This is a genomic window from Pandoraea iniqua (genome assembly GCF_902459685.1).
Classification (GTDB): Bacteria; Pseudomonadota; Gammaproteobacteria; order Burkholderiales; family Burkholderiaceae; genus Pandoraea; species Pandoraea iniqua.
The window spans coordinates 790,766-805,364 of the sequence record NZ_CABPSF010000001.1 but is presented as its reverse complement, the minus strand read 5'-3'; the positions used below and the strand labels follow the sequence as shown (position 1 = coordinate 805,364).

Here is a 14,599-nt window from a genome sequence, read left to right as displayed (position 1 = left end):
TGCCACGATGAGCTCCTTACCGTCGACACTGACTGCGACTTCGCCGGGGCAAGCGGCCGCGCCGCTCTCCGCCCAGACTTCTCATGCCGCCCATACAGCACATGCTGGGCCTGCGGGCAGCGCACCGCCCTCGACGTTACGCCCGGCGCGTCTCGCATCGCACTGGACGGACCGGCTGGCGCAGGCACTGTTGCTGGTGGCCGCCGCCGCAGGCGTGCTCTTTCTGCTCGCGCCGATGGCCGCCATTCTCATCAAGAGCGTGCAGGACAACGACGGCCACTTCGTCGGCTTGCGGCACTTCCGCGAGTACTTCCACTCGCCCGCGCTGTTCGGCTCGATCTGGAACAGTGTGTGGATCTCGGTCGTGACCACCGGCATCACGGTGCCGCTGGCGTTCATCTTTGCCTACGCGCTCACGCGTAGCTGCATTCGCGGCAAGACGCTGCTGCGCAATATCGCGCTCATCCCGATTCTCGGGCCCACGCTGCTGCCGGCCATCTCGTTCATCTTCTGGTTCGGCAATCAGGGCGTGTTGCGGCCGTTCATGGGAGATATCGATATCTACGGGCCGCTGGGCATCGTGATGTCGCTCGTGAACGCCACGTTCCCGCATGCGCTGATGATCATGATCACGGCGCTCTCGCTCACCGACGCGCGGCTCTACGAAGCGGCCGATGCGCTCGGCACGCCGGTGCTGCGACGGTTCTTCACGATCACGCTGCCCGGGGCGAAATACGGCGTGATCAGCGCCGCGATGATCGTCTTCACTTACGCGATCTCGGACTTCGGCATTCCCAAGGTGATCGGCGGTGACTTCAACGTGCTCGCCACCGACATCTACAAACTCGTGATCGGACAGCAGGACTTCTCAAAGGGCGCCGTCGTCGGGCTGGTGCTGCTCGTGCCCGTGGGCATCACGTATCTGGTCGACTCGGTCGTGCAGCGCAAGCAGCAGGCGCTGCTCTCGGCGCGCGCGGTGCCCTACGTGCCCAAGCCCTCACGTGGTTTCGACTGGACGATGGCAGTGCTTTGCTGGGGCATGGCGGCCATCATGCTCGCCATTCTCGGCATGGCGGTCTACGCCTCGTTCGTGAAATTCTGGCCGTACAACTTCAGCCTCTCGCTCGGCCACTATCGCTTCGGACTGGTCGAAAGCGGCGCCGTCGATGCCTACATCAACAGCGTGCAGATGGCGTTCTGGTGCGCGATCTGGGGCACGGCGGTGATCTTCGTCATTGCCTATCTGCTGGAGAAAACCAAGGGCCTTACGTGGGTGCGCGGGTTCATCCGCATGATGGCCGTGCTGCCGATGGGCGTGCCCGGTCTCGTGCTCGGTCTGGGCTACATCTTCTTCTTCGTGCCGGAAGGCAACCCGTTGCATAGCTTGTACGGTTCGCTGGCGATTCTCGTGATCGTCAACGTCGTGCATTACTACTCGTCGAGCCATCTCACGGCAGTGACGGCGCTCAAGCAGATCGATCCGGAATTCGAATACGTGTCGGCCTCGTTGAAGGTGCCCTTCTATCGCACGTTCTGGCGAGTGTCCGCGCCGATCTGCCTGCCGTCGATCATCGACATCAGCCGCTATCTGTTCGTCAACGCGATGACCACCGTGTCTGCCGTGGTCTTCCTGTATTCGGCCGACACCTCGCTCGCGTCGGTCGCCATCGTCAACATGGACGAAACCGGCTCGATCGGGCCCGCCGCGGCCATGGCCACGCTGGTGGTGCTCACGTCAATGCTCGCGTGCCTGCTCTATCACGGCATTCAACTCGTGGTGGAACGCTACACGCAGGCTTGGCGGCGTCCGACGGCGCTTTCTCGCAAAGGTCATTGAAAGGTGATTGAAAGGTGGCGCCCCCATGTTCTGTGTCCGCAGGCTGGCGTGCGCCGGTGCTTCCCGAGTTGCTTCTCTCTTGTTTGATTCTCGTTTGATTCCCCCGCTCAATAGGAGGCGGTCATGATTCTCGGTCAGGAACCGATTCTGCTTACCCCCGGCCCGCTCACCACGTCGCCGGCGACCCGACAGGCCATGCTGCGCGACTGGGGCTCGTGGGACACCCAGTTCAACCAGATCACCGCCTCGCTGTGCCGCGATCTCGTCGATATCGTGCACGGGGGCAACGACTATGCGTGCGTGCCGTTGCAAGGCTCGGGCACGTTCTCGGTCGAAGCGGCCATCGGCACGCTCACGCCGCGCAATGCGCGCATTCTGGTGCCCGATAACGGCGCCTATTGCCAGCGCATTCTGAAGATCTGCCGCTATCTCGGCCGCGATGCCGTCGCGCTGCCCATTGCCGAAGATCAGGCCGCGAGCGCCGCAGCCATCGACGAAGCGCTCACGCGCGATCCGTCGATCACGCACGTGGCGCAGGTGCATCTTGAGACCGGCGCCGGTGTGCTCAATCCGCTCGCCGATATCGCCCGCGTGTGCCAGAAGCATGGCAAGGGGCTCATCGTCGACGCGATGAGTTCGTTCGGGGCCGTGGAAATCGACGTGCGTACGATGCCGTTCGACGCGCTGATCGCCGCCAGCGGCAAGTGCCTCGAAGGCGTGCCGGGCATGGGCTTCGTGATCGTGAAGAAGACCGTGCTCGAGGCGTCCGCCGGTAACAGCCACTCGCTGGCGATGGATCTGCACGACCAGTACGCGTATATGCAGAAAACCACGCAATGGCGCTTCACGCCGCCGACTCACGTTGTCGCGGCCCTGCGCGCCGCCGTCGATCAGTTCCTCGCCGAAGGCGGGCAGCCGGTGCGCGGCGAGCGGTATCGCCGCAACTGCCGCGCGCTCGTCGACGGCATGGCGTCGCTCGGCTTCCGGCCGTTTTTGTCGGCCGACGTGCAGGCGCCCGTGATCGTCACGTTCCACGCGCCGACCGACAGCAAGTACGACTTCAAGGCGTTTTATGCGGCGGTGCGCGAGCGCGGTTACATCCTGTATCCGGGCAAGCTCACCCAACTGGAGACGTTCCGTGTGGGCTGCATCGGCGCCATCGACGACAACGAGATGCGTAACGTCGTGACCGCGATTGCCCAGACGCTGACGTCGCTCGATATCCGGCAAGTCGCACCGCTGACGAAGGCCGCGTAGCGACCCGGCTCACATCACCTACGCTTCACGCGTGACACCGACGAGCGCCGCCACCCCGCGTGCGGCGTTCGTCAGTCCAATCTGCAGGCCTACGCATGTGCCTCGCACAGCGGGAATCCTCCGAATCTAGCCCCCGCCTCCGACGCCCGAACGGCGTCGTCTCCTTCGCCGCACCGTATTGATTCGTCAGCGTTTCCCGGCACCGCCGCCCTGCCGTGCCGCGACTTGTCACGTCATCACAGCCGCGCGCTATCCCCTGCCGCTTCCTAGAATGCCCCGCACACAAACCGCGCATTAAGGCTTCGACCGGCCGGTGTTTGCGCCTTCTCTCAGGCGCGCATCGCCGTCGTGGCTCCCCCCGAATGTCGCCTGCCATGGGTGTCGCGCTTTCCGGCTTTCCGCGCGCATACCGCCCGTCCCCACACCGCACGCCTTTTGGAATCGGAACGCGATGAACAAGCACCTCTATCGTTTGGTCTGGCGGCATTGCCGCGTCGATGTCGTCCCCGCACCGGAGACGGCCTGCCAACGCACCGGGGCGGCACCGGCATCGCGTACCCGAGCGGCCGGCCGACGTAGCGCGGCAGCCCCCGGTGCGCCGGCGTCGGCGCTCACCCGGCTGTGTCTTGCCTGCGTCGCGTTGGTGAGTGCGGCCGTCGCCGCCCCTGCGTGGGCCACCTGCACGGTCGCCGGCAGCGTCGTCACGTGCAGCGGCGCCGCCAACCCGCTGGCACCGTCGTTTTCGAATGCCACCAACAATCTCCAAGTGAACGTGAACAGCGGGGCCGGTGTCGGCGTGCTGCTCGGCATCGGCGGCACGGCGATGACACTCACGGGCAACAACGTCACGCTCATCAACGGCGGCACGATCGATCCCTCGGTACTCGGCAGCCTCAGCCTGCTCGCCAGCGGGACGGTCATCGGTAACGGTAATGTCGGCGGCAGCACCCAGACCGTGACGAACAACGCGATCATGCGCGGCACCGTCGGCTTACTCGGGGTCAATCTGCCCGGACTGACCGGACTAGCGCTCACGGTGCAGAACGCTGCCGGTGGCAACACGGTCATCAACAACAGCGGCACGCTCGGTGCGTCGCCGATTCTCGGCGTATCGCTCACGGGCACCGGCAGTGCACCGGTCGTCGCTGCGTATGGAGGCGGTGCCGTCAATTTCACCAACACGGGGACGGTGCTCGGCCGCATCGCCTTTCAGGCCAACGGTGTGCCCGGCGGGGGTAATACGTTCACCAACGACGGCACGATCAGCGGCAGCGTCTCGCTCGGTGCCGGTGGTGCGAATACGTTTACCGCGGTCACCGGATCGACGTTGAACGACGGCGGAAGCATCGGGCTCGCGGCACTTCCCGTGACTGGGTTCAATCTCGGCTTTGCCGCCACCGGTACGGTCGACGGCGGTGCAGGCGGCAACAACACGCTGATGCTGAGCAACTCGGCAAACAACAACACGACGATCGGCAACGGCACGCTCAACGGCGCGAGTTACGTGAATTTCTCGCAGGCCACCGTCAACGGCGGCACGTGGACCTTGAACGGGCCGCTTGCCGTCACGGCCACTACGCTGAACGGCGGGCTCGCCATTTTCAACGACCCGGGCAGCTTCGGCACCGGTTCGCTGGTGGTCAACGGCGGCGGCATGCAAGCGGCGAACGCGGGCCTCACCCTGACGCTGCCCGTCACGCTCGGCGCGAACGGTCTCACTGTCTCCGGCAGCAACCCACTCGTTGTGAGCGGTGTGCTGAGTGGCGCGGGCGGCGTGTCGCTCACGGGGACCGGCAGTCTCACGCTATTGGGCGCCAACACGTATACCGGGGGGACGTCGCTGAGCAGCGGCAGGTTAATTGCCGGCAGCGGTGCCGCATTCGGTAGCGGGGTCGTGCACGCGTCCGGCTCAAGCGCGGTCCTCGATGCCAGTGCCCCGCTAACGCTCGCCAATCAAATTTCAGTCGGCGGTGGCAGCACACTGCTCACGTTTGGCGGTAGCGCACCGCTCACCCTCACCGGGCAGATCACGGGAAGCGGCAACGTCGCCAAGTTTGGGCCGCAGCCGGTCACACTCACAGGGATCAACACCTTCAGCGGATCCATGAGCATCTTTGCCGGCTCGTTGATCTTGTCCGGGGCGGGCACACTTCAGGTAGCGGGGACGCCGCTCGCGCTATCCGGACCGGGCACGACATTCGACATTTCGGGGGCGGACGGCGATCGCACGATTGCCGGGCTATCCGGCGTCGCCAACACGCGGATCCTGCTAGGCGCGAACAACCTCACGCTCGGCAACAGTTTCAACGGCACCTACGCGGGGGCGATCAACGGTACAGGCGGCATCATCAAGGCGAACGGCGACACGCAAACGCTCTCGGGCGCCAACACCTACACCGGCGGCACGACCATCAACGCCGGCGGTATCGCCCTCGGGGCAGGTGGCTCACTGGCCAGCACCGGCGCGGTGTCGCTGCTCGGCTCGGGAACGGCGTTCGACATCAGTCAGGCGGGCGCGCAGACCATCGGTGCGCTCTCGGGCGTGGCCGATTCCACCGTCTCGCTTGGCGCGGCGACACTGACGTTCGGCGACGGGAGCAACGAAAGCTTCGACGGCAGCATCACCGGCAGCGGCGGCATCGTCAAACAAGGCACGGGGACGCAGACGCTTTCCGGTCCGAATACGTTCAGCGGGGCCATCACCATCGACGCGGGCACGTTGACCGTCGGCGGGACTGGCACGTTATCGGGCAATGCGGTGAACATCGCCGGCGGCGCCGCGTTCGATATCGCCAATGGTGAGAATCAGACCATCGGCGCGTTGTCCGGGGCCACCGGCAGCGCTGTCAATCTGGGCGATAACACGCTGTCGTTTGGCGACGCCACGGATCAGACCTTCGGCGGTGCGATCCACGGGAATGGCGGCGGCATCGTCAAATTCGGCACCGGGACGCAGACGCTCACCGGACAGCAGACGTTTACCGGCGGGGTCGTCGTCGGCGGCGGCGCACTCGTGATCGGTGCCGGTGGCGGCCTGTCGTCGCAGAGTGCGGTCAGCCTTGGCGACAACACCACGTCACTCGACATCGGCGGTGCCGGTGCGCAAACCATCGGCTCGCTGAGCGGGGGCGCGGCGCAGGTGCGACTCGGCGCGAACACGCTGACCTTCGGTGACAACACCGGGCAGACGTTCACCGGCAGCATTCACGGCACGGGCGCGCTCATCAAGCAGGGCGCAGGCGTGCAGACGTTGACGGGAGCGAGTGATTTCGCCGGTGGCGTGACGGTGAGCGCCGGTGGGCTGGCACTGGGCAACGCGACTGCGCTTGGCAGCGGCGCGTTGACGATGGCCGATCAGACGACGCTCGACACCACACAAGCGACGACACTCGCGAACAACATCACCCTGAATGGCACGTCGGCGGTACTCGGCAGTCAGGACCTGACACTGACCGGCAACGTCTCGGGTGTCGGGGCGCTGCAAAAGACCGGCAGTGCACAACTCGTCATCGACGGCGCAGGCACGTGGACGGGCGGGACGACGATCAACGACGGTACGCTGGCCTTGGGCGCTGGCGGCGCGCTCGCCTCACAGGGGGCCGTCGCGCTGGGCAGCGACACCGCAACGTTCGACATCAGCGCGGCAGGCAATCGCACCGTCGGCGCACTCTCCGGCAGTGGGGGTTCGGTTGCGCTCGGTGCCAACACGCTGACGTTCGGCGATGCGACCGACCAGACGCTGGGCGCGGCATTTAACGGTACCGGCGGCATCGTCAAGCAAGGCACGGGCACGCAAACGCTCACGGCTGCGCAGACGTTTACCGGCGGTGTCGATATCGCGGGCGGCACGCTGGCGATCGGTACCGGCGGCTCGCTACAAGCCGCTAACGCACTCACACTGTCGGGCGCGAATACCGTGTTCGATATCGGTGCAGCGGGGCCGACCACCGTCGACGCGCTCACAGGTGTGGGGAGTAGCGCCATCGCCTTGGGCACACAGACACTCACGTTCGGCAATGCGCTCGACGAGACATTCGACGGTGTCTTTCACGGCACCGGCGCGATTGTGAAGGCCGGGCCGGGGGTGCAGACGCTGACCGGGGCAAGTGACTTCACCGGTGGCACGACGGTCAATGCGGGCGGGTTGATCGCCGGCAACAATCTCGCGCTCGGCACAGGTGCGCTGACCATCGCCAGCAATGCAACGCTCGACAGTACGCAAGCGGTGACGCTCGGCAACAACGTCAATCTGACCGGCACGCTGACCGTCCTCGGGAGCAACGATGTGACGCTGAACGGCGTGCTCGCGGGGCTCGGCGGGCTCACCAAATCGGGCAACGCGACGCTCACGCTAGGCGGCTCCAACACCTATACCGGCCCCACCACCATCAACGCCGGGACACTCGCGCTGGGTGCGGGAGCATCGTTGAATGCGGCAGGCTCGATCAACGTTGCGAGCGGTGCGACGCTCGATCTTTCCGCAGGCAACGGTACGCAAACGATCGGTGCCCTCGACGGCACGGGCACCGTCAATCTCGGCGGCGTCGTGACGAGACTCGGCGATGCCGAAAACGACACGTTCGGCGGCAACATCGCCGGGACGGGGTCACTCGTCAAAGTCGGCGTGGGCACGCAAACGCTCACGGGACAGAACACGTACAGCGGCGGCACGACTGTGCAAGCGGGGACGCTCGCGCTAAGCGGCGCTGGCGCGTTGGCGTCGAGCGGCGCGCTTTCGCTAAGCGGCACCGGCGCGACGTTCGATATTTCCGGTGCGAATGGACCGCGCAGCATCGGCGCGCTATCTGGCATCGCCGACTCGCAGATCGATTTGGGCGCGAATACGCTGACGTTTGGTGACGCCACCGGGCAGAACTTCGACGGCGTAATCTCAGGCGCGGGGGGCATCGTCAAACAAGGCGCGGGATCCGCAAGACTTGACGGCGTGCAGTTGTACACCGGTACCACGACCGTTACCGACGGGGCGCTCTTCATCGGACGTACGGGGAGTCTTGCGGCAGGGGCACATGTTGTGGTCGATGGTGTGAACGCGTCGCTTGATCTGAGCGATGCGGGCGACCAGACCATCGGTAGCCTGTCCGGTACGAGCGGCGTCGTGGCACTCAGTCACAACACGTTGACGTTCGGCGACGCGAACGACGACACGCTGGCCGCAGCAATTCAGGGGTACGGAAACGTCGTCAAACAAGGCACAGGCACGCAAACGCTCACGGGTGAGAATCTGCTGGCCGGCATGCTCACGGTCGCCGACGGGGCGGTGGTGCTCGGCGCAGGCGGCTCGCTGCTGAACATGACCGATGTCACGCTCAATGCCGGCACATCGCTCGATGTCAGCGCCGCCACAGCACCTACGATCGGCGCACTCAACGGGGGATCGGGCAGTGCCCTTCGCGTCGGCGCAACCGCGATAACGCTCGACAGTGGCAACAACGGCACGTTCGGTGGAACGCTGAGTGGCTCGGGAGGCATCGTCAAACAAGGCAGCGGTACGCAAACGCTCTCGGGCGGTATGGTGCTGTCGGGCGTGGTGCAAATCGACGCGGGCACGCTCGCGTTACGTGGCGCAACGCAGCTCGGTTCCACCGCCGTCAGTCTCAACGGCACAACCAGCGTCCTCGATGTCGCCACCGGCACGACGCATAACGCCGGCACAATTGCCGGCGTGGCCGGTAGCATCATTGAGCTTGGCGACGCGACATTGCGCTTCAGCACCTCCGGTGCCGACACACTAGCCTCCGACATTCACGGCGTTGGCGGACAACTCGTGAAAGGCAGCAACGGCGTGCAAACGCTTTCCGGTAACAGCGACTTCAGTGGCGGTACGGATGTGCAAGCGGGCGGCATCCTCGTCGGCAGCAATACCGCGTTGGGCACCGGCACCGTCACCTTTGCCGATGCAACATCGCTCGATGCCACGCAAGCCACCACGCTCGGCAACCAGATCACGCTCGACGGCAATCTCAACGTGCTCGGCACGCACGATCTCACACTCAACGGCGCCATTAACGGCGCGGGCGGCATCACCAAGAATGGCGGCGCCACGCTCACGCTCAATGGGCAGAACACCTACGGCGGCGCAACCAACGTCAGTGCGGGCACTCTCGCGTTGGGCGCTGGTGCCAGCCTCGATGCGGGCGGTGTTGTCGATGTGCAGACGGGCGCTACCTTCGACCTGTCGGCCGGTAACGGCACGCAGACGTTCGGTGCGCTCACGGGTGGCGGCGCGATCAACATGGGCGGCAATGTGCTCGAAGTCGGCAGCAGCGGCGCCGACGAAACGTTCAGTGGCAGCGTCGCGGGCACCGGCAGCCTCGTGAAGATGGGGACAGGTGTCGAGACCATGACCGGCACCAGCACCTTCACCGGTGGCACGGTCGTGCAGAACGGCACCCTTTCGCTCGCGGGTGCGGGCACGTTGGCCGCCACAGGCGCCGTGACGCTCCAGAACGCAGGCACCACGCTCGACATTTCAGGGGCGAACGGCGGCCGCACGGTCGGCGCGCTCACCGCGCAAGCCGGAACGAACGTCACCCTCGGCAACAACACGCTGACCTTCGGCGATGCCTCCAGCCACACCGTGAGCGGCACGATCTCGGGCACAGGTGGCATCGTCAAGCAAGGCAGCGGCACGCAGACCCTGACCGGTCAGCAGCAGTTCACCGGCACGACCACCATCGACGACGGCACACTTGCGCTGGGTGCCACCGGCAAGCTCGCAGCGGGTGCGAACGTGGTGGTGGCGGGCAGTCAAGCCGCGTTCGATATCAGCGCTGCGGGCGACCAAACGATTGCCACGTTATCCGGCAGTGGCGGCAACGTGAATCTGGGCGGCAGCACGCTGACGTTTGGCGACGGCAGTCACCAGACACTCACGAGTGCCATCAACGGCACGGGCGACATCGTGAAAGCCGGCGCGGGCACGCAGACGCTCGCAGGACAAAACACGTTCTCTGGCGACATCGACATTACTAACGGCACCCTTGCGCTCGGCGCGGGCGGTGCGCTCTCCGGCAGCAACAACGTCACGCTGGCGAGCGGTACGACGCTCGACGTCAGTCAAGCCAGCGCGCCGGCAACGGTCACGATTGCCGGTCTCGGCGGTGCCGCCGGATCGACGGTATCGCTCGGTGCGCAATCGCTCACGCTCGGAGGCGCGGCCAACAGCACGTTCGATGGCGTGATTCAGGGCAATGGGGGCATCACCAAACAAGGCAACGCCACCGTGACGCTCGGCGGCAACAACACCTACAGCGGGGGCACCACGGTGAAGGGCGGCACCGTCGCCGTTACTTCCCCAACGGGCCTCGGCACCGGTGGGCTGACGCTCACACAAGGCACGGTCACCACGCAAGGCGTCGACGTTACGTTGCCCTCGCTGACCGGCACGGCGCAGGGTGCGCTCACGATCGACGGCGGGTCCGTCACCGTGTCGTCGGGCAACTTCGGCGGCAGCGTGTCAGGGAGCGGCGGTCTCACCAAAACGGGCGGGGGAACGCTCACGCTCAGCGGCAACAACCCGCTCACCGGCCCAACGACTGTAGCCGGCGGCACGCTCGGCATCGGCAACCTCGGTCACTCGCCTGTGACCGTGCAGGCCGGTGGCACGCTGACGACACCCGCGCCCACCTCGGCGGGCGGCAGCGGCACGGGCGCGCAGACCGGGGCGCTGACTGGCGCGAGCGGCAGCCAGATCGTCGTGAGTTCGCCGGGAACCTCCCTCGGCGTCGGTGGCAATTTGACGCTTCAGCCGGGCTCGACGCTTCAGGTGAACGTGGCCCCCGGCACACCGCCCAGTCAGGTGAATGCGACGGGTAGCGCGTCCGTCGGCGGCAGTAATCTTGTCGTGAACGCTGCCCCGGGCACGCAGCCTGCCGACGCATCGGGTGCCGTGATCGTCTCGGCGGCCAATGGCGTGAGCGGACAGTTCGCATCGACCTCGACCAACCTGCTCTACCTCTCGCCGCAAGTGAGCTACACGCCGAACACGGTATTGCTCTCGTTCACACCGAACGGCACGCCGCTTTCCGCGGGTGGCATCACGCCGAATCAAAAGGCGGTCGCGTTGGCAGTGTCGGCACTCGGCACCGGCAGCCCGCTGTATCAGGCGGCATTGGGACTGACGGCAGATACCGCGCCCGCCGCGTTTGCAAGCCTTGACGGGAGTCTGCACGCGTCCATTGCGACGATGCTGCTCAGTCAGAGTCAGGTGACCCGTGACGCCGCATCGCAACGCCTGCGCGACAGCCTGCTGTTCGCCGACGATTGCGGCACCGGCAGCCGTGTCGGCACAAGCGAGTTGACGACGCCTCGGAACAACGTCGATTGCCGGGGTCAACGCCGGGCGACCCAAGCGTGGGCATCGTTCTACGGCAGCGACGGGCAACTGCGCGCCGCCTCGGTGGCCAGCGGTGGTGCCGGGGCATCGACGTTGCATCGTCGCGGCATGGGCGTGTTGGTCGGTGTCGATACGCCCATTGCCGAGACATGGCGCGCGGGGGTACTCGGCGGGCTGGGGCACGACACGTTCAACACAGGCCCCACGGCATCGGGGAACAGTAACGACGCGCAGATGGGCGCGTATGTCAGCCGGCGTTTCGGGCACCTTGGCGCCATGCTCGGCGGCTCGTACGCGTTGCAGCAGATCAGTTCGCAGCGGGCCATCGCCGTCGGCCCCATTGCACAGACCGCGCGTGCCAGCTATGACGCCGCGACGTGGCAGGTCTTCGGCGAAGCTGCGTGGCGATTCGATATCGGCCGCGTCGGCATCGAGCCCTTTGCGGCGATGGCGCATGCGTGGGTGCGTACCGATGCTTTCAACGAATCGGGCAGCGCCGCCGACCTTCATGCCGATGAACAGACGCGCGGCGTCACGTTCTCGACGTTGGGGGTGCGGGGTGACTTGCCCTTCGGCACCAGCACCGGCACGGCAGCGTTGGGACGCGTGAGACTGTCGGCAGGATGGCGGCACGCGTTTGGCGCGGACACGCCGGACGCGCAACTCGCCTTCGTCGATAGCGCGGCGGGCTTCACGGTTGGCGGCGTGCCGATTGCCCGGGATGCGGCCATTGTGGAAGCAGGCATCGACGCCTTCGTCGGGCAAGCCGTCACGCTGGGCGTGAGCTACACCGGGCAGTTCGGCAGTCAGGTTACCGACAACGCGGTGTTCGGCAATCTCAACTGGCGTTTCTGACCGACGGGGGGACGGGGGAACGGGCGAGCGGTGCGACGCAGGACGGTCGCGCTGCTCGCCTCGTCCGACATCCTCCGGTAAGCTGGCGGCTATTGCGCTCGTACGCGTGTCCCTCGCGGAGGCTGTCCCCCATGCCGTCACCGAAAGTTACGAAAGCCGCTCCGGAAGTCGCCCCGAAAGCCGCACCGAAAGTCGCTGCGGCACACGCGCCCCGCCGTACCGTCAAGTCTGGCGATCCACACACCGACCTCCATTTCAAACGTGTCTACGACGCGGCGTCGCCCGACGACGGGCAACGCGTGCTGGCCGACCGTCTGTGGCCGCGCGGGCTCTCCAAAGAGAAAGCCAAGATCGACTTCTGGGCGAAGGACGTCACGCCGAGTGCAGACCTGCGCAAGTGGTTTCACGCGCATCCCGAGCAGTTCAGCGATTTCCGTACGCGCTTTCTCGATGAGCTCAACACGCTCGACGCCGATCACAACGCGATGCTTGCCGAACTGCGCACGCGGTTGACCCAAGGGCGCGTGACGCTGCTCACCGCAGCGCACAAACTCGAAGACGGCGACGCGCAGACGCACCTTCACGTGCTGCGCGATTTTCTCGCGTCATGACCGCATGAGCACGTATTGCGCCTCAAGACGGCATTCCGCCCTTCAAAACGGCCTCAATCGCCCCGCACCGTCTGAAAACCCGCATGATCTCTGGCCGTCGGCGAAAGCGGCGCGGCCCCGGGCAAAGTTTGCTATAACGTTTGTCAGCGCGCCACGTTCGCCCCTCGCCGCGCGCTCACCCGTCGTACCCCACACGCTTACCCGGCTGCCGCTTCGGCCGCCCGCTGCCTCATGCTAGTTCCACTGATTGTTGCCTGCGCGCTGTTCATGGAGAACATGGATTCCACCGTGTTGTCCACCTCGTTGCCGCTGATCGCCAAAGATCTCGGCGAGAGTCCGATCACGCTCAAGCTCGCACTCACGACCTACCTCATCAGTCTCGCTGTCTTCATTCCGATCAGTGGCTGGATTGCCGACCGCTTCGGCACGCGCAACGTGTTCCGCTTTGCCATCGGGGTGTTCGTGCTCGGCTCGATCTGCTGTGGCATTTCGACCAATCTGCCGGAACTGGTGATCGCGCGTTTCGTGCAAGGCATGGGCGGTGCGATGATGGTGCCGGTCGGGCGGCTCGCGCTGCTCAAATCCGTAGAAAAGCGCGACATGGTGCGCGCGCTCAATTACCTGACGATTCCCGCGCTCGTCGGCCCGGTACTCGGCCCGCCGCTCGGGGGTTTCATCACCACGTACTGGCACTGGCGCTGGATCTTCTTCATCAACATTCCGATCGGCATTCTCGGCTTCGTGCTCGCGACGAAATACATCCCCGATCTGTTTGAAGAAGACGTGCCGCCGCTCGATGTGAAGGGCTTCATCTTGTCAGGGCTGGGCCTGTCGATTCTGATGCTTGGCCTCTCGACCATTGGCCGCCATCTGATTCCGACGCCGCTCGCACTCGGGCTCGTTGCCTTTGGCGCGATACTGCTGTGGTCGTATCTGCATCACGCGCGCGGTCTCGCTCACCCGCTGCTGCGGCTCGATCTGTTCCGCATTCCGACGTTCCGTGCCGGGGTAGCAGGTGGCACGTTGTTTCGCATCGGCGTGGGCGCAACGCCGTTTCTGCTGCCGCTGATGCTGCAACTCGGCTTTGGCATGACACCGATGGAGTCAGGTGCGCTCACGTTTATCTCGGCCGCCGGTGCCATGTTCATGAAGACGCTGTCGCTGCGCATTCTGCAACGCTGGGGCTTTCGCCGCGTGCTGATGACCAACGCGATCATCGCGTCGGCCACCATCGGCGGTTATGGGCTGTTCACCGATCAGACCGCGCATCTGGTCATTCTCTGCACGCTGCTGTTCGGCGGCTGCTTCCGCTCGCTGCAATTCACCAGCCTGAATGCCATCTCCTACGCCGACGTGCCCGCACACCGCATGAGTCAGGCGACGAGTCTGGCGAGCGTGGCCCAACAGGTCTCGCTCACGCTCGGCATCACTATCGGGGCAGCCGTGCTGCAAACTTCGTCGTATCTGCATGGGCGCGATCACGTCGTCTCGGCCGACTTCCCGTGGGCATTCCTGACGGTGGGTCTGATTGCGGTGAGTTCGACGATCTCGATCGCCCGCCTCGCCCGCGATGCCGGCAGCGAATTGGCGCAACGCAGTTAATTGGTGCAACGCAGTTGACGGACTGAAACTGATAGGCTGGGCACTTCTTCCAAAAGCACAATGCCCGGCGTTTTCGCAGAA

At 65.4% G+C, this 14,599-nt stretch carries 5 protein-coding genes; all 5 read left to right on the top strand.

Annotation, left to right across the window (positions count from 1 at the left end; all coding sequences use genetic code 11):
* Positions 1-7: 7 nt before the first annotated feature.
* The 5 genes from PIN31009_RS03575 (at position 8) to PIN31009_RS03555 (ending at position 14,518) form a co-directional block, all read left to right on the top strand.
* Positions 8-1,837: a putative 2-aminoethylphosphonate ABC transporter permease subunit gene (locus PIN31009_RS03575; RefSeq protein WP_150789310.1), complete on the top strand. Its 1,830-nt coding sequence runs from the start codon at positions 8-10 to the stop codon at positions 1,835-1,837.
* A 123-nt stretch (positions 1,838-1,960) separates the two neighbouring features.
* A complete protein-coding gene (locus tag PIN31009_RS03570; protein WP_150789309.1) occupies positions 1,961-3,094 on the top strand; it encodes a 2-aminoethylphosphonate--pyruvate transaminase in 1,134 nt (377 codons plus the stop codon).
* A gap of 451 nt (positions 3,095-3,545) precedes the next feature.
* A complete protein-coding gene (locus PIN31009_RS03565) occupies positions 3,546-12,305 on the top strand; it encodes an autotransporter-associated beta strand repeat-containing protein (RefSeq protein WP_150789308.1) in 8,760 nt (2,919 codons plus the stop codon).
* A 131-nt stretch (positions 12,306-12,436) separates the two neighbouring features.
* Positions 12,437-12,916 (top strand): DUF488 domain-containing protein, encoded by a 480-nt coding sequence (locus tag PIN31009_RS03560; RefSeq protein ID WP_150789307.1) that lies wholly within the window; start codon positions 12,437-12,439, stop codon positions 12,914-12,916.
* 231 nt (positions 12,917-13,147) lie between these two features.
* Positions 13,148-14,518 carry an MFS transporter gene (locus PIN31009_RS03555; RefSeq protein WP_150789306.1) on the top strand — a complete coding sequence of 457 codons (1,371 nt, stop codon included), beginning with the start codon at positions 13,148-13,150 and terminating at the stop codon, positions 14,516-14,518.
* The last annotated feature ends 81 nt before the right edge of the window (positions 14,519-14,599 follow it).